This is a genomic window from Nocardia wallacei, assembly GCF_014466955.1.
In the GTDB taxonomy this organism is placed as follows: domain Bacteria; phylum Actinomycetota; class Actinomycetes; order Mycobacteriales; family Mycobacteriaceae; genus Nocardia; species Nocardia wallacei.
Map to the genome: position 1 here is coordinate 6,033,622 of NZ_AP023396.1, position 14,775 is coordinate 6,048,396.

General features: G+C 70.7%; 14 protein-coding genes. 6 read left to right on the forward strand and 8 right to left on the reverse strand.

Features of this window, described 5'->3' with window-relative positions:
• Window positions 1–162: 162 nt before the first annotated feature.
• The 3 genes from NWFMUON74_RS26755 to NWFMUON74_RS26765 all read left to right on the forward strand — a co-directional run bounded on the left by NWFMUON74_RS26755 (window position 163) and on the right by NWFMUON74_RS26765 (window position 4,286).
• Window positions 163–2,238, forward strand: a complete 2,076-nt coding sequence (locus tag NWFMUON74_RS26755; protein ID WP_280334446.1) for a RecQ family ATP-dependent DNA helicase — start codon at window positions 163–165, stop codon at window positions 2,236–2,238.
• A 43-nt stretch (window positions 2,239–2,281) separates the two neighbouring features.
• Window positions 2,282–3,247 (forward strand): non-homologous end-joining DNA ligase, encoded by a 966-nt coding sequence (ligD, locus tag NWFMUON74_RS26760; RefSeq protein WP_187684535.1) that lies wholly within the window; start codon window positions 2,282–2,284, stop codon window positions 3,245–3,247.
• Window positions 3,248–3,350: 103 nt separating this feature from the next.
• Complete coding sequence (locus NWFMUON74_RS26765; protein ID WP_187684536.1) at window positions 3,351–4,286, forward strand: D-isomer specific 2-hydroxyacid dehydrogenase family protein; 936 nt, start codon at window positions 3,351–3,353, stop codon at window positions 4,284–4,286.
• 19 nt (window positions 4,287–4,305) lie between these two features.
• Here the strand turns inward: NWFMUON74_RS26765 and NWFMUON74_RS26770 are convergent, their stop codons facing one another.
• The 5 genes from NWFMUON74_RS26770 to NWFMUON74_RS26790 all read right to left on the reverse strand — a co-directional run bounded on the left by NWFMUON74_RS26770 (window position 4,306) and on the right by NWFMUON74_RS26790 (window position 8,091).
• A complete protein-coding gene (locus tag NWFMUON74_RS26770) occupies window positions 4,306–4,974 on the reverse strand; it encodes a sterol desaturase family protein (RefSeq protein WP_187689439.1) in 669 nt (222 codons plus the stop codon).
• A gap of 35 nt (window positions 4,975–5,009) precedes the next feature.
• Window positions 5,010–5,735 carry a FadR/GntR family transcriptional regulator gene (locus tag NWFMUON74_RS26775; RefSeq protein ID WP_187684537.1) on the reverse strand — a complete coding sequence of 242 codons (726 nt, stop codon included), beginning with the start codon at window positions 5,733–5,735 and terminating at the stop codon, window positions 5,010–5,012.
• A 31-nt stretch (window positions 5,736–5,766) separates the two neighbouring features.
• Window positions 5,767–5,952, reverse strand: coding sequence for a hypothetical protein (locus NWFMUON74_RS26780; RefSeq protein WP_187684538.1), 186 nt, complete (start codon window positions 5,950–5,952; stop codon window positions 5,767–5,769).
• The gene (locus NWFMUON74_RS26785) at window positions 5,924–6,682 is read right to left on the reverse strand and encodes an ABC transporter permease (protein ID WP_187684539.1); all 759 of its coding nucleotides are present in this window, start codon (window positions 6,680–6,682) and stop codon (window positions 5,924–5,926) included. Before NWFMUON74_RS26785 ends, NWFMUON74_RS26780 begins: the two co-directional genes overlap by 29 nt.
• A gap of 128 nt (window positions 6,683–6,810) precedes the next feature.
• On the reverse strand, window positions 6,811–8,091 hold the full coding sequence (locus NWFMUON74_RS26790) for a glycosyltransferase (protein ID WP_187684540.1): 1,281 nt from the start codon (window positions 8,089–8,091) through the stop codon (window positions 6,811–6,813).
• 61 nt (window positions 8,092–8,152) lie between these two features.
• On the opposite strand from NWFMUON74_RS26790, the gene NWFMUON74_RS26795 reads away from it, so the two are divergent.
• Window positions 8,153–10,738, forward strand: coding sequence for a cytochrome P450 (locus NWFMUON74_RS26795; RefSeq protein ID WP_187684541.1), 2,586 nt, complete (start codon window positions 8,153–8,155; stop codon window positions 10,736–10,738).
• Here the strand turns inward: NWFMUON74_RS26795 and NWFMUON74_RS26800 are convergent.
• The gene (locus NWFMUON74_RS26800; RefSeq protein ID WP_187684542.1) at window positions 10,723–11,145 is read right to left on the reverse strand and encodes a pyridoxamine 5'-phosphate oxidase family protein; all 423 of its coding nucleotides are present in this window, start codon (window positions 11,143–11,145) and stop codon (window positions 10,723–10,725) included. The genes NWFMUON74_RS26795 and NWFMUON74_RS26800 overlap by 16 nt on opposite strands.
• 197 nt (window positions 11,146–11,342) lie before the next feature.
• Here NWFMUON74_RS26800 and NWFMUON74_RS26805 point away from each other — a divergent pair, with 197 nt between their 5' ends.
• Window positions 11,343–12,116 carry a GAF and ANTAR domain-containing protein gene (locus NWFMUON74_RS26805; protein WP_187684543.1) on the forward strand — a complete coding sequence of 258 codons (774 nt, stop codon included), beginning with the start codon at window positions 11,343–11,345 and terminating at the stop codon, window positions 12,114–12,116.
• Between the two features lie 125 nt (window positions 12,117–12,241).
• Window positions 12,242–12,844 carry a hypothetical protein gene (locus NWFMUON74_RS26810; RefSeq protein WP_187684544.1) on the forward strand — a complete coding sequence of 201 codons (603 nt, stop codon included), beginning with the start codon at window positions 12,242–12,244 and terminating at the stop codon, window positions 12,842–12,844.
• Window positions 12,845–12,851: 7 nt separating this feature from the next.
• Here the strand turns inward: NWFMUON74_RS26810 and NWFMUON74_RS26815 are convergent, their stop codons facing one another.
• Window positions 12,852–13,400: a DUF4254 domain-containing protein gene (locus NWFMUON74_RS26815; RefSeq protein WP_232110612.1), complete on the reverse strand. Its 549-nt coding sequence runs from the start codon at window positions 13,398–13,400 to the stop codon at window positions 12,852–12,854.
• Between the two features lie 438 nt (window positions 13,401–13,838).
• Window positions 13,839–14,771 (reverse strand): hypothetical protein, encoded by a 933-nt coding sequence (locus tag NWFMUON74_RS26820; protein WP_187684545.1) that lies wholly within the window; start codon window positions 14,769–14,771, stop codon window positions 13,839–13,841.
• Window positions 14,772–14,775 lie beyond the last annotated feature (4 nt).

The following is a 14,775-nucleotide window of genomic DNA, read 5'->3' on the forward strand; positions in this document are numbered from 1 at the left end:
GATAGACCGAGCACGCTCAGTTCGTCGTGACGCGGGGGCAGTGGCTGCAGGCCGCGTATTCACGCACCCGGCTGGTCCGGGAGGGGGTGCGGGAACGTGGGAGGGGTGCGGGAAGCGGCAGGGCGTCGCTCGGTGTCGGGGTGGTGAGGCACGATGGAGCGCGTGACTACTACCGAGCTGCGGGATTCCGCCGAGGCACTGCTGCGGGAGCTGGCTGGGCCGCGGGCGCGGCTGCGGGAGGACCAGTGGACGGCGATCGAGGCGCTGGTGGTGCAGCGGCGGCGGGCGCTGGTGGTGCAGCGCACCGGGTGGGGTAAGTCGGCGGTGTATTTCATCGCCGCCAAGCTGCTGCGGCGTGACGGACGAGGGCCGACGGTGATCGTGTCGCCGCTGTTGGCGCTGATGCGCAACCAGGTCGCGGCCGCGCAGCGCGCCGGCGTGGTCGCGGCCACCATCAACTCCGGCAATGTCACCGAGTGGGACGATATCCGCGCGCAAGTGGCGGCGGGCGAGGTGGACGTGCTGCTGGTCAGCCCGGAGCGGTTGAACAACCCGGATTTCCGTGATTCGGTACTGCCGAAGCTCGCCGCCGACGCGGGCCTGGTGGTGATCGACGAGGCACACTGCGTCTCCGACTGGGGGCACGACTTCCGTCCGGACTACCGCCGCATCCGCACCCTGCTCGCGGACCTGGGCAGCGAGGTCCCGGTGCTGGCCACCACCGCCACCGCCAACGACCGGGTCGTCACCGATGTATCCAGCCAGATCGGCACCGATACCCTGGTGCTGCGCGGTTCGCTGGACCGCGAGTCGCTGCACCTGTCGGTGGTCCGCATCGACGACGCCGTGCAGCGCACCGCCTGGCTGAGCAAGCAGCTGCACGAGCTGCCCGGTTCCGGAATCATCTACACGCTGACCGTGTCCGCCGCGCACGACCTGGCCGATCTGCTCGCCACGCGAGGCCACCGGGTCGCCGCCTACACGGGGCAGACCGATACGGCCGAGCGGGAGTCGCTCGAGCAGGCCCTGCTGGACAACGAGGTCAAGGCCCTGGTCGCCACGTCGGCGCTCGGCATGGGCTTCGACAAACCCGACCTCGGATTCGTCGTGCACCTCGGCGCGCCGTCCTCCCCCATCGCCTATTACCAGCAGGTGGGCCGCGCGGGCCGCGGCACCGAACGCGCCGAGGTGCTACTGCTGCCCGGCCCGGAGGACCGCCGCATCTGGAGTTACTTCGCGTCGGTGGCCTTCCCGCGCGACCATGTGGTGCGAGCCGTGCTCGCGGTGCTGGATCGCGAGCACGCCCAGTCGACGGCCGCGCTGGAACCGCTGGTCGAGCTGAACCGCTCGCGCCTGGAGATGGTGCTGAAGGTCCTGGACGTGGACGGCGCGGTGCGGCGGGTGCGCGGTGGCTGGCTCGCCACCGGCGCCGAGTGGGTCTACGACACCGAACGCTACGAGCGCCTGTCGACCGCCCGCGAGACCGAGCAGCAGGCCATGATCGACTACCAGTCGACCACCGAGTGCCGGATGAATTTCCTGCGCCGCCAGCTCGACGATCCCGCGCTGGGTGCGGCGGGCTGCGGCCGCTGCGACAACTGCACCGGGTCCCGTCCCGACACCACCGTCGGCACCGACGAGCTGACCGCCACCCGCGCCCGCCTCGACCGCCCCGGCATCGACCTGGCCCCGCGCAAACAGTGGCCGACGGGAATGGCGAAACTGGGAATCCCGTTGTCCGGCAAAATTTCCGAGGGCGCGCAGCCGGGGCGGGTGCTCGGCCGTCTCAGCGACCTGGCGTGGGGCAAACGCCTGCGCGCCCTGCTCGACGGTCCGGACGAACCGGTCCCCGACCACATCGTGCAGGCGTGCATCACCGTGTTGCGCGAATGGGATTGGGACCGGCGCCCGACCGCGGTCATGGCCCTGGAGTCGCCGACGCATCCCCGCCTGACCGCCGATCTGGCCGCCCGGCTCGCCCGCATCGGCCGCCTGCGCGATCTGGGCGCCCTGCGCACCCGGACCGACCGGCCGCCGGTGTCGGCCGTCAACTCCGCGCACCGCGTCGCCGCGCTGTTCGACTCCTGGGAGCCGCCCGACCTGTCCGCCGCCGACGGCCCGATCCTGCTGGTCGACGCCCTCACCGATACCGGCTGGACCTTCACGCTGGCCGCACGCACGCTGCGGCTGGCCGGGGCCTCGGCGGTGTTGCCGTTCGCCTTGGCGACACCCACCTGATGCACCCTGCCCGCGGCGGTGATCACCGACTATCGTCGGACCGATGGTCGGCAAGTCTGGCTCGCCGGCGGTCGAGCTGACCGTCGGGGAGCGCACGGTGCGAGTGTCGAATCCGGATCGGGTGTACTTCCCCGAGTCCGGAGCGACCAAGCTCGATCTGGTGCAGTACTACCTGAGCGTCGGTGACGGGATCGTCAACGCGCTGCGGGACCGGCCGTGCATGTTGCACCGGTTCCCGAAGGGGCTGCCGGGTGGGAAGGTGCACCAGAAGCGGCTGCCCGCGGGTGCGCCGGATTGGATTCCGACCGTGCGGGTCCATTTCCCACGCTACGGCCGGACCGCCGACGAACTGTGCGTGAGCGAACTCGCCGATGTGATCTGGGCCGTGCAGATGTCGACCGTGGAGTTCCATCCGTGGAACTCGCGGCGCTTCGACACCGAGAAGCCCGACGAGTGGCGCATCGATCTGGACCCCATGCCGGACTGCCCGTTCTCGCGGGTGCAACGGGTGGCCGGTGTCGTGCGCGAGGTGCTCGGTGAACTGGGCGCGGTCGGCTGGCCGAAGACATCCGGCGGCAAGGGTTTACACGTCTACGTGCGGATCGCGCCGGACCACGGCTTCCAGGACGTCCGCCGAGCCGCGCTCGCATTCGCCCGCGAGGTCGAGCGGCGCGCCCCCGAGGACGTGACCACCACCTGGTGGCGCCGCGACCGCGACCCGGAAATGCTGTTCGTCGACTACAACCAGAACGCTCGCGACCACACCATCGCCGCCGCCTACTCGGTGCGGGGTGTTCCCGAGGCCACCGTCTCTACCCCCGTTCACTGGGACGAGATCCCCGATCTCGACCCGCGCGACTTCACCATTGCCACCGTCCCCGACCGTTACGCGAAACTCGGTGACCTGCACGCCGGCATCGACAACGCGGTCTTCGATATCGACCAGCTCCTGGAATGGGCCGATCGGAACAAGGTCGAGGTCGACCTCGACGATCCGCCCGAGTCCTGACCCGGGCCCGCCGATCACCTCCGCCCTCCGCCGGGTACGGTCGCGCTCGGGCGGGTGCGCCCGGTGCCATGGCGCGTCCATCGTGTGCGGAGGAGAGGTGCGCATGTCCGAGGCTGGTGTTCCGATCGCTCTCGGTCCGGCGGCGAGCGGCCTGCTGGAGCAGGCGATCGGCGCGGGCGGAGCCGTGGTGGCGCCGCTGGCGCAGGCCAGAGCGCTGGTGTGGGACGGCGGTCCGGCGGGATTCCCGCGCGAGTTGCCCGCGGGGATCGAGTGGGTGCAGTTGTTCTCCGCCGGGGTCGAGGAGTGGTTCGACGCCGATGTGTTCCGGCGGCACCCGGACGTGGTGTTCACCTCGGCGGCGGGGGCTTTCGCGCGGAGCGTGGCCGAGCACGCGTTGCTGCTGTTGCTGGCCGGGGTGCGTTACCTGCCCGAGCATCTGCGTGCCCGCGAGTGGCGGCAGACCGAATTCTTTCCGCATGTCGGGACGTTGCGCGGCGCCACGGTGGCGATCGTCGGCGCGGGCGGCATCGGGCGGGAACTCGTCACGCTGCTGCATCCGTTCGGTGCGCGAGTGATCGCCGTGAATCGTTCCGGCACCCCGGTTTCCATGCCCGGGGTGGTGGAGACGGTTGCGGCGCACCGCCTTCCGGAGGTGTGGCCGCGCGCCGACCATGTGGTCGTCGCCGCACCCGCCACCCCGCAGACCCGCCATCTCGTCGGCAAGGCCGAACTGGCCCGATTGCGGCCGACCTCGTGGGTGATCAACGTCGCCCGCGGCAGTCTGGTCGACACCGACGCTCTCGTGCAGGCGCTGCGGGACGGCACGATCGGCGGTGCGGGGCTCGACGTGACCGACCCGGAGCCGCTCCCGGACGGGCACCCGCTGTGGGAACTGCCGAACGCGATTGTCACGCCGCACGATTCGAACCCGCCCCACCTGCGCAATGCCGCGTTCGCCGAGCGCGTCCGCGACAACGTCGCCCGCTTCGTCACCGGCCACGACCTGATCGCTCGCATCGACGTGGTCGCCGGGTACTGAGCCCGGGCACTCGTTCGCGTCACACCGCGCCGGAGGCGTGCAGCGCCTTGACCGTCGGAGATGCGGGAATCGCTCCCGGATCGGGGTGCGTGCCCAGGACTCGATCGGCGGTGCCGGAGGTGGTGACCGTGAACCAGTAGTGCTCGTTCTTGAAGTGGTGCAGCCGGTGATTGCGCCGCACCGCCTGGAACAGCCGGGTGCGGGGTTGGTAGTCGGTGTGGATCAGATAGTGCGTCCACTCGTAGTTCAGCCCGAGCAAACCGAGGACCATGAGGAAGGTCAGTCCGAGACCGAGGCGCGGAAAAGCAAGTGTCGCAATGAGAATCAGTACCGGAAGCAGCCACAGGAACGTCTGCCACGGGATGAAAACGAGCGGCACGTCACGCGGATCGGCATGATGCTCCCGATGTTTGCGGGCCAGCAGACTGTCGATCGTGAGCGGGCCCAACCGGCGCGGCCGCCAGTGCAGCACGCACACGTGGATCACCCACTCCGCGAAGGGGAACACGGCCGCCATCGCCACCGGCACCACGGCATCGGTGAGCTGCCAGTCGCCGACCACCACCCGCGCGGCCAGCGCCACGACCAGCATTCCGGCAATGATCCACGGCGACGGCCGACGCGCGAATACGCGAAACGCGCCCCCCAGCGTCACCTGGCGTCGCCCGCGACTCTGCTCGGCGGCCATCCGGCCGCGACGCGCGTGTATCCGATCGATGACTCTCATTGCGGTTCCTCCTCGAGCCGACGCAGCATCGCGTCGAATTCCGTTGCGGCCAACGACAGCAGCGCGTGCGCGGCCGCTCGGGCCGCGGTGCGATCACCGGCCCCGATCGCCTCGGCCAGCACGCGATAGCGATCGATCCGGCCCACCTCGGCCGCCATCACCAGCGCCAGCGCCGACAGAGCGGGCTCATAGACCGCGCGCAGGTTGTTGAACAGCAGCCGGAACACGATCGAATCGGCACCGTCCACCACGTGGTCCCAGAATTCGAGAGCCACCACCTGTTGCCGGACCGGGTCCTGCTCGGCCGCGAGCTTTTCCAGCGACTCCCCCAGCACGGAGGCGAGAGTGGCACCGGCACGGTCGGCCGCCAGCGCGGCGACCTCGCACCCCATCGCCAGCCGCGCCTCCAGGATGCTGCGGATCACCGCCTGGTCGAGTTCCCCTTGCCGAAAGATGAGCCGCGGCAGCATGTCGACCCCCGCGAAACGCCGGAAGTCGCGGATCGTGGTCGCGCCGCCCTGACGCACCTCGACCAGACCGGTGTGCGCCAGCCGCTGCAGCGCCTCCCGCACGGTCGGCCGCGACACACCGAGCACCTCCGCCAGCTGCCGTTCGGCGGGCAGGGTGGCCCCCGGCGGCAGCTCACCGTCCAGTACCTCGTCGACGAGCTGGTCGAACACCGTGTCGGGAACTGTCCGCCGATCGATTCGCTGCAAGGCCATGCGCCGACAGTAGATGCGGATTGGTAAGAGGTCAAGTGGTCAGACCAGTTGCCCCCAGCGCGCGTTCGTACCGCTCGATCAGAGCGCGAACGGCCGCCACGAGCCCCGGGGAGGCCACGACCTCGAAATCGGTGTCGACCATGCCGAGATACAGCGCGAACAGCTGCGGACCGTCCGAGTCCGGCGGTTCACCGTCGCTCGAAAAGTACTGCGGCACCGAGGAATCCGGCGGCGGCCAGCGCCAGGCACCACACCACCGCCGCCACCGGGCTCGTCCCCACCGCGGTCCCGGCGAGCAGGCCGCGGAGGGTGGCGACGACAGGGGTGGCGGGCTGATGGTCGGCGACACCCCGCAACCAGGACGGCATGGTGGCGGTCGGGACGAACGCGCTGCTCACGTACGGGATGAACATGATCGCGTAGGTGAATCCGCCCGCCGCTTCGGGATTGCGGGCCAGCAGGCCGAGCGCGATCGCGATCCAGGCGACGGCGTGCACGAACAGCAGGATCACACCGAGCACTGCAGCCCATGCGAGCGGCCCCGCGTGCGGGCGGAAGCCGAGCGCGACCGCCGCGACGAGCACGATGGCGATCACCCCCGAATTGCGCAGCACCCCTTCGCCCACATGCCCGGCCAGCAGCGCCTGCCGGAACGCGGGCAGCGTCCGGAAGCGCTCGATCGCCCCGCCCTGGACGTCGCGCGCCACCGCCGTCGCCGTGATGGACGCCCCGAACCCGGTGCACAACAAGATGATTCCCGGCACGGCATACGCCACGTACGGCATGTCGACCTGTATCGCGCCGCCGAACACATACACGAACAGCAGCATGATGAGAATCGGCAGCAACATCGAGATGAGCAACGTATCCCGGTCCCGCAGCGTACGCCGCAGACAGCGCCGCACCATCACCCACGAGTCCGCCCCGGCCGCCGCGATCACCGCCATACGCCGCCCCCCGATTCCACCGCACCCCACCGACCAGCCGGCCCACCGTCACCACCGCACCCCACCGACCGGCCGGACCCACCGGCACCACCGAATCACCCCGCCCCGCTGTCCTCGTGCGCTCGGGTTCATCGGCCCGCGGCCTCGACGATGTCGGCCGTGCGCGCGGTGGCGTCGTCGTTGGATTGCAACCGCGCCGCAAGGTCTTTCGCGCGGGCGGCGAATTCCGGGCGCAGGATGCGGCGGACACCCGCGGCGAGCCGTTCGCGATCCAGCCGCCGGAAACTCACGTGCGCGCCGACTCCGAGACGTTCCACCTGCGCGCCCCACATCGGCTGGTCGAACGACACCGAGCACACCATGGTCGGCAGCCCGGCGCGCAGTGACTCGAAGGTGGTGCCGATGCCGCCGTGGTGCACGGCGGCGGCACACAGCGGGAACACCAGGTCGTGGGCGAGCGGGCCCACCACCCGGATCTGCGGCCCGGTTTCGGCGTTCGCGGCGTCGAGATCGCTCCACCCGGCGCTGACCAGTCCGCGCAGTCCGAGTTCGGCGCACACCTCGGTCACCATCGCCAGCACCGCGTGGGTGTCGCGAATCGGCATGCTGCCGAAGCCGAAGTACACCGGCGGCGCGTCCTGCCGCAGCCAGGACATCAGGTCGGTGTGGTCGTCGGCCAGTTCGCCGACCGCCTCGCGCGTCGTCCGCTCCAACGGCAGGAATCCGACGAACGGCCGCCGCGGACCCCACTGCTCGGGCAGGCCGGGCACCAGCGCGGCGTCGTAGATCTGCACCTCGGGCACGTTGTCGCGTTCGAGCTCGGCGGCGGTGCTCGCGGTGGTGCGCGGCAGGCCCAGCTCCCCGCGCAGCCGGTTCAGGTAGCGCATGAACACGACGCGGCGCAGATTCTCCGCCACCGCCCAGGTCGCGCGATTGATCGCGGCCGGGGGACGCCACCGCGGCGGCAGCGCGCCGGGGAACGGGTAGGCCGCGTTGGCGCGCGAGGGGAATCCGTGCAGCGACACCATCGGCACCTGCGCCGCCTCGGCCACCGCGTGCGCCCGGTCCTCGGTGAGCAGCGTGGACACGATGATGTCGGCGCCGGCGCACACGTCGATCACCTCCCGGTTCATCCGGTCGGCGTAGTCGGCCATCTGCTTGCCGACCAGCTGCATGAGCCGGAAGCTGCTGCCCGCGGCCAGGGCCCGCTGGCCTTCCGGCGAGGAGTACAGCTGCTGCACGTCGGGGCCGCAGCTCTGCGCCGGGAGCCCGGCGCGGGTGGCGAAGTCGATCAGATTCGGCGGTGCGCCCAGCCGGACGTCGTGGCCCCGGCGCCGCAGCTCCAGCCCCAGCGCGACAGCCGGTTGCACGTCACCGCGTGTGCCCGTCAACGGGATCGCCACCTTCATTCCGTCTCCTTCCCGATCGAACGTTCGCCCGCACCGTCCGCGCCACCCGTAGGGTGAGGGCGTGCACATCGCGATGTTCACCGATTTTCACCCCGGCACCGTCGGCGGCATCCAGACTTCGGTGAATTCACAATGCCGCGCCCTGCGACGGCTCGGGCATCGTGTCACGCTGTTCACCAGTCCCGGACCGGCGACCTCCGATCCGGATGTCCGAACGCTGGCCGGCCTGGCGGGCGTACGCGTGAACGGTTACCCGATGGTCATACCGACCAAGACCAACAATCGGTTCATCGATGCGGAATTCGCCGCGCACGAGCCGGTCGATGTGGTCCACGTCCACACCACCTACGGCGCGGGCATCCTGGGCGTGCGGGCCGCCCGCCGCCACGGCTTGCCGCTCGTGCAGTCGGTACACAGCCGCGACGACGCCTTCATCGAACACACCTCGCCCGCACCGTATCTCAGTGCGGTGGCCATGCGGGCCCTGCACGGGTTGTTCCTGCGCGATCCCGCGCCGATCCCGCGCAACGACGAGTCGCGCGCCGCCCGGCACGCCTGGAGCACCGTCGTCGGGCACGCCCGCGCTGCCGACGCGGTGGTGGTCCCGACCGAGCACTTCGCCGCCCGATTGCGCGCCCACGGCCTCGAGCGCCCGATTCACGTGGTGTCCAACGGCGTCGACGACGATCTGCTCGATTCGCTCGGACCGGCGGCCGACACCGGGGACACGACGCCGTTGCGGGTGCTTTGGTGCGGGCGGCTGTCGGCGGAGAAGCGCGCCGTGGCGGCCGCCGAGGCCGTCGCCCGCGTGCCGGGCTGCACTCTCGACATCTATGGCGACGGTGACGACGAGGACCGCGTGCGGGCCGCCGCCGGGACGGCGGCGGACCGGATTCGATTGCGGGGCGCGGTGTCTCAGGCCGACTGCCTGGCGGCCATGCGCGAGCACGACGTGCTGCTGTTCCCGTCGAGCGGTTTCGACACCCAGGGCATGGCGCTGCTGGAGGCGGTCGCGGTCGGGCTTCCGGTGGTGTACTGCGATCGCGATCTGGCGGAGTCGCTGCCCGACGGCGGGGGCGTGTGCACCCGCGACGCCTCGCCCGCCGCGATCGCCGAGACGCTGCGCGAGCTGGCCGCCGACCGCTCGACACTGCGCGCCATGCGCGAAAAACTCTCCGCCCGGGCCGATTCCGTTCGCCAGTCCCGGCAGACCGACCGCGTTCTGGCCGTCTACCGCGAAGCGGCCGTGACGGCGGCCACCGGCGAGGCGGCGAAAGACGCTGTGCCAGAGCCTTCTTCCGGTATTCCGACCGCGCCCGGCGCGCTCCCCCTGCTCGGCCACAGCCTGCACGTCCTGCGGGACGCGCTGGGTTTCGTCGCCTCGCTCACGCCGCTCGGTCCGGTGGTGCGCGTCCGGCTGGGCCCCCGCCCGGCCTATGTGCTCACCACGCCGGAGCTGATCCGCGAAGTCGCCTTCGGCGCGGCGGGTGAATTCCACCGCGAGGACCTGCGCGAGGCGGTGGGCGACATCATCCACGCCGCCTCCAACGTGCTCAGCGGCAAGCCGCACGAACTGCGCCGCCGGCTGGTGGCCCCGGCCCTGCGGCAGCGCCGCCTGCTCGAATACGCCGAGGTGGCAACGGATATCGCCGAACGCTGGGCGAGCACCCGCCGTCCCGGACCGGTGAACCTGATGGACGAGGCGCACGCCCTGGTCCTGGACACGGTCTCGGCCACCCTGTTCACCGCCGATTTCGGCGCCGACGCGAAACAGCAGATCCGCGAACACATCCCGTGGCTGCTGGGTCAGGTGATCCAGCGCGCCGCCCTGCCCGCTCCCGTGCGCCGGATGCGGCTGATCGCCGATCACCGTTTCCGGACCCGGGCGGCCCGGCTGCGTACCGAGATCGGCGCGGTCGTCACCGAATACCGCCGCCGCGACCACGATTTCCACGATGTGCTGTCGGCGCTGGTGCGGCACGTCGATCCGGAGACCGGGGTCCGGTTGTCCGACGAGCAGATCGTCGACGAGCTGCTGCTGATGCTGGCCGCCGGCGTCGGCTCCACCGCCTCGATGCTCGGCTGGCTGTGGCACGAACTCATGCGGAATCCCGACGTGGCCGAGCGGGTGCGCGCCGAACTGGACTCCGTCGTCGGCGCCGGGCCGGTCCGCCCGGAACACGCCGCGGCCCTGCCGTATCTGCGGCTGGTGCTGCAGGAGACACTGCGCGTGTGGGCGCCGTGGGTCAGCACGGAGACCGCCGCGAGCGAGGTCCGCCTCGGTGACATCACGCTGCCGCCCGGCGCGGTGGTGGCCTTCAGCCCGTACATGATTCATCACGACCCGCGCTGGTTCCCGGAGCCGGAGACCTTCGATCCCGAGCGCTGGGCGCCGGGCCGGGTCGAGTCGATCGACCGCGCGGCCGTGCTGCCCTTCTCCGTCGGCCCCCGGCACTGTCCCGGAAGCAACTTCGCGATCCTGACCATCACACTGCAGACGGCGGCGCTGCTGACGCGCTGGGATCCGATTCCCGATCCCGGTTACCGGGTGCGCCCGTCCAATCGCGACTTCGTCGTCGCGCCCAGCCGGCTGCCGGTGACCCTGCGCCCGCGAACCGCATCCGCCGCCCCTCAGGGCGGCGACTGATCCTCCGGGTCGACGAATTCGACGCCGGTGATGATGTCGGGCTCGATGCGCACGATATGGTCGCGGGGACCGGGTAACCAGGGCCGCAGCAGGGTCCGATAGCGCTCGATCTCGTCCGGATCGGTAACCGGCTCGGCGGTGCCGGTGATGATGACGCACCAGCCGCGCCGCGTGCGCTCGTCGATGGTGTCGGCCTCGTAGGCCACCACCTGCCGCTCCGGGCTCATCGCGGCCCCGCGGTTGGCGTGGACGACGATCGCGTCGTCGTCGACGATGTGGTTGACCGGGCGGATGGTCGGCAGCGCGTAGCGGGCGAACACGATGCGTCCGAACCGCACACTCGCGAGCAGCCGCAGTGCCTCGGCGTTGGTCAAATCGCGCGGTACCTGCTGCGCGGGAGCGCCCATACCGTCGATTATCCGCCGATGCTCGCCATCGTGCAGAGGGGAGGTGAGTGGGCTCGACGGCCGCCGCTGCCGTGGGTGATCCTCGGCTCCGCTGGTCATTCGCTATATGTCCCACTCGTCGTGAACCGCGTGCATCGGGGTCCTAACGACGTTCCCGTAATCGCACCCGGTCAAACTGCGAGGTGCTAGAAAGGCTGATGGCCGCGGCACCGTACCACCCCGACGAATTCGCGTTCGGGCTGGCGGAACTGACCGCGCTGGTGCTGTCCACCCCCGATGTCGAGACCTCGCTGCGCGACGTCGCCGATATCACCGCGAAGATGTTGCCGAATCACCCGATGGTGGCGATCACGCTGCGCCGCAACGACGCAGCGGTGACGGTGGCCTCGACCGGTCCGCACGCCACCGTGATCGACGAACTGCAACGCGGCCAGGGTCTCGGCCCCTGCCTGGAGGCGCTGAACACCGCCGAGCCGGTGGCCGTCACCGATATGGCGGCCGAGAAGCGCTGGGGCCGCTACCCCGCCCGTATGCTGGAACAGGGCATCATTTCGGTACATTCGCAGCCGCTGCTGGCCGGCGGCGCGGCGGTGGGCACGCTCGATCTGTACTCGACGCATCGGGGCGCGTTCGAACAGCCTGCCCTCCAGGCCATTTCGCTCACCGCCCAGCACACCGCCGTGCTGCTGAGGTCGGCGATCAGCACGGCGCGCCAGACCGAGCTGACCGCGCAGTTGCAGGCGGCGCTGGCGTCGCGCTCGATCATCGACCAGGCCCTGGGAATCACCATGGCACAACGCCATTGCGACCGCGACGGCGCGTTCGAGGTGCTGCGTGCCGCGTCCCAGCGCGGCAATGTGAAGCTCGTGACCGTCGCGGCCGCCGTCATCCGCGGCGTCACCGGGGCCGATCCGACGCCGCCGCATTTCAACCGTCCCAGCCGGTCTCGATCGGCACGGCGAGATATCTGACGGCCACGATTGTTCGACGGCACAGCGGCCTCGGCCGGTATCCGAGGCGGTTACACTTCTGGCAGAAGTCATTCCCGAGTCCAGTAGCGCGGCTGGGGACCTCTTTCCTATCGCAGAAGGTTGCCATGCCCGCTGTCGCGCATTCCGCAGCTCGGTCCGCTCACGCGGTCACCGCACCCCACCAATCCGGCGCCCTCGGCCATCCCCTGCCCCCAGTCACCGCATCCGACGAAACCGATACCCTCGGCCATCCCCTGCCCCCAGTCACCGCATCCGACGAAACCGATACCCTCGGCCCTCTCCTGCCCCCAGTCACCGCATCCGACGAAACCGATACCCTCGGCCCTCTCCTGCCCCCGGTCACCGCATCCGACGAATCCGATGCCATCGGCCGTCTCCTGCCCCCGGTCGCCGACCACGCCGAGCCGGCCCACGTCGCATTCGGCACCGAAGTCGCGTTGCCGCAAGCGCCGCAGACCATTCCGGAATCCAACGACCGCCTGGTCCGGCACCTGTTCGACATCGGACTGCAATTGCATACGGTCCGCGCGGTTTTCGAACAGGAGTTCAGTACCCCGGAGCAATTGCGCGCCGCCCGCGCCGCGGTGGTGACCGTGCTGGACGATCTCGACACCCTCATCCGCGACGCCGGAACGGCGATGCTGGACCTGGCCGTGCAGCAGGCCCCGACCGCTCCCGCGCGCACCCGCCGACGGCGGCGGCGCTGACGACCAGTCAGCCGCTCTCCCCGGCCACGCTGCGATCGGGCCGCGGCCGGCGCGGCACGGCCGTCCGCTGCACCAGGCCGGTCCAGTCGTCGGCCAGCGTCGCCAGCAGGAACCAGGCGGCGTAGACCCGCTCGTCGCCGACATCATCGATGCTGCGCAATAGGTGGGCGGCGCGGACCTGGGCCGCGGCCATGGCGTCGACGGCCGCGCCCAGCGACCGGGTGCGCGGCCGGGACACCGTGTGCTCGGCCGCCCAGCGGTCGATGCGCGCGATGAGTTCGCCACGGCGGCCGTCGATTTCGGCCGAGCGCAGCGGGTCGCCGCGGCGCTGGTGGTGCAGGGCGGCGAGGGCCTGCGCCCAGCGGGTCACCGGGTGGTCGCCGGGCTGGTCACCGATGTGGCCGAGGAAGGCGGCAAGCAGTTCGTGCCAGTCCGGCAGGATGGGGGCGGGTCCGTCCGTGCGCCACCGGGCGGCGCGCGAGCGGCGCACGCCTCGACCGGAGACCACGGGCCCGGCGGACGGTCGGTCCACACCGTCCGGTTGCGGTACGAACATCTCGGTGTACCTCCAAGCGGCGAACGGGCGCACCCGGCGCCACACGCGAAACGCCGGACCGCGAGCCCGGTGCGGCAAGGGCGGACCGCACCGGATCCGGCGCGCCGCAATCTGCGAAGGGGACATCTCCTGCGGCGCCGGGTGCACTGTCAAGCATGCGCGTTTCCCCCGGCCCTCCCACTGCCCTTCCGATGGCCCTCCGGTGACCATCGCACCGGCACAGGGCAACGCAAGCCATAGCCCTACGGTGACCACCGCACCCGTACAAGGCAACACGAGCCATAGCCCTGCCGTGACCACCGCACCCGTACAAGGCAACACGAGCGGTATGCCTGCCGTGACCACCGCACCTGTGCAGGACTACACGAACGGTAGCCCTGCGGTGACTACCGCACCAGCTCAGGACAGCGGTAGCCCTGCGGTGACTATTGCCTCGGCTCAGGGCAGTACGAGTGCCTGCGCGATCAGGGTCGCGTACAGGGTGAGTACGAACAGCACGGCCGGGATCAGGGGGTACGGTTCGTCGCGGGGGGCCGTGGCGAACCGGGTCGCGGCTGCTAGAGGGAAAGTCAGCAGGGCCGGGGGAATCCATGCGACCAGTGCGCCGGGGAGGTCGAAGGTCCAGGGCCGCACGAGAATCAGATCGCAGGCGACGGCGATCACCGCACACGCCACCCCGGCGGCCGTGCTCCCGGCCGCACCGAGCGCGTTCGAATAGAACCACTCCCCCGGGCGCGGCTCGCGAGCCGTCTTGCGGGCGAACTCGAACTGCAGGAAGGCACCGGCGAAGAGCACCGCCACCGCCGCGGCGGGCCACCCGGAGTCGACCTGACCGGTGTCGATCGCCGACACGACGAGGTAGCCGATGATGAACAGCTGCACCGGATAGGTGACCGCGAGATTGACCATGATCGCGTCACGCACGGTCGCCGACGCACGCTCCAGCCCCCACAGCGCCAGCCCGTAAGCCAGCGCCGCGGCGACCGCCACCGCCGAACCCACCGACAGCGCAAGCGATCCCGCGATCGCACCCGCAGCGATCAGCGCCATCGCCATCCGCAGGTCCGCGGCGCGCACCGCCCCGGTCACCAGCGGCCGATCCGGATGGTGGACGCGGTCGTAGTCGAGGTCCTTCTGCTCGTCCACCATGCGCAGGTACAGCAGCACGAACGCCACCACGACGATCCGGACCACGGTCGCGCCGCCGGGCCGCCACGACGCGTCCGGATGCGACACCAGCGCGGCCGTTCCCTCCAGCGCCAGCGTGAACAGCACCGCGTACAGCAGATAGTGCGGTTCGTAGCGCGCCCGCGTGAACCGGGCGAGCCGGACCGCGGCATTCCCGTCCCGCACCGCGACCCTGTCACTCATCCTC

What these genes read in the sequence shown, in the direction of transcription:
- ligD (WP_187684535.1), top strand. Translation starts at nt 2,282, where the DNA reads ATGGTCGGCAAGTCTGGCTCGCCGGCGGTCGAGCTGACCGTCGGGGAG.
- NWFMUON74_RS26765 (WP_187684536.1), top strand. Translation starts at nt 3,351, where the DNA reads ATGTCCGAGGCTGGTGTTCCGATCGCTCTCGGTCCGGCGGCGAGCGGC.
- NWFMUON74_RS26770 (WP_187689439.1), bottom strand. Translation starts at nt 4,974, where the DNA reads ATGGCCGCCGAGCAGAGTCGCGGGCGACGCCAGGTGACGCTGGGGGGC.
- NWFMUON74_RS26775 (WP_187684537.1), bottom strand. Translation starts at nt 5,735, where the DNA reads ATGGCCTTGCAGCGAATCGATCGGCGGACAGTTCCCGACACGGTGTTC.
- NWFMUON74_RS26785 (WP_187684539.1), bottom strand. Translation starts at nt 6,682, where the DNA reads ATGGCGGTGATCGCGGCGGCCGGGGCGGACTCGTGGGTGATGGTGCGG.
- NWFMUON74_RS26790 (WP_187684540.1), bottom strand. Translation starts at nt 8,091, where the DNA reads ATGAAGGTGGCGATCCCGTTGACGGGCACACGCGGTGACGTGCAACCG.
- NWFMUON74_RS26800 (WP_187684542.1), bottom strand. Translation starts at nt 11,145, where the DNA reads ATGGGCGCTCCCGCGCAGCAGGTACCGCGCGATTTGACCAACGCCGAG.
- NWFMUON74_RS26805 (WP_187684543.1), top strand. Translation starts at nt 11,343, where the DNA reads ATGGCCGCGGCACCGTACCACCCCGACGAATTCGCGTTCGGGCTGGCG.
- NWFMUON74_RS26810 (WP_187684544.1), top strand. Translation starts at nt 12,242, where the DNA reads ATGCCCGCTGTCGCGCATTCCGCAGCTCGGTCCGCTCACGCGGTCACC.
- NWFMUON74_RS26815 (WP_232110612.1), bottom strand. Translation starts at nt 13,400, where the DNA reads ATGTTCGTACCGCAACCGGACGGTGTGGACCGACCGTCCGCCGGGCCC.
- NWFMUON74_RS26820 (WP_187684545.1), bottom strand. Translation starts at nt 14,771, where the DNA reads ATGAGTGACAGGGTCGCGGTGCGGGACGGGAATGCCGCGGTCCGGCTC.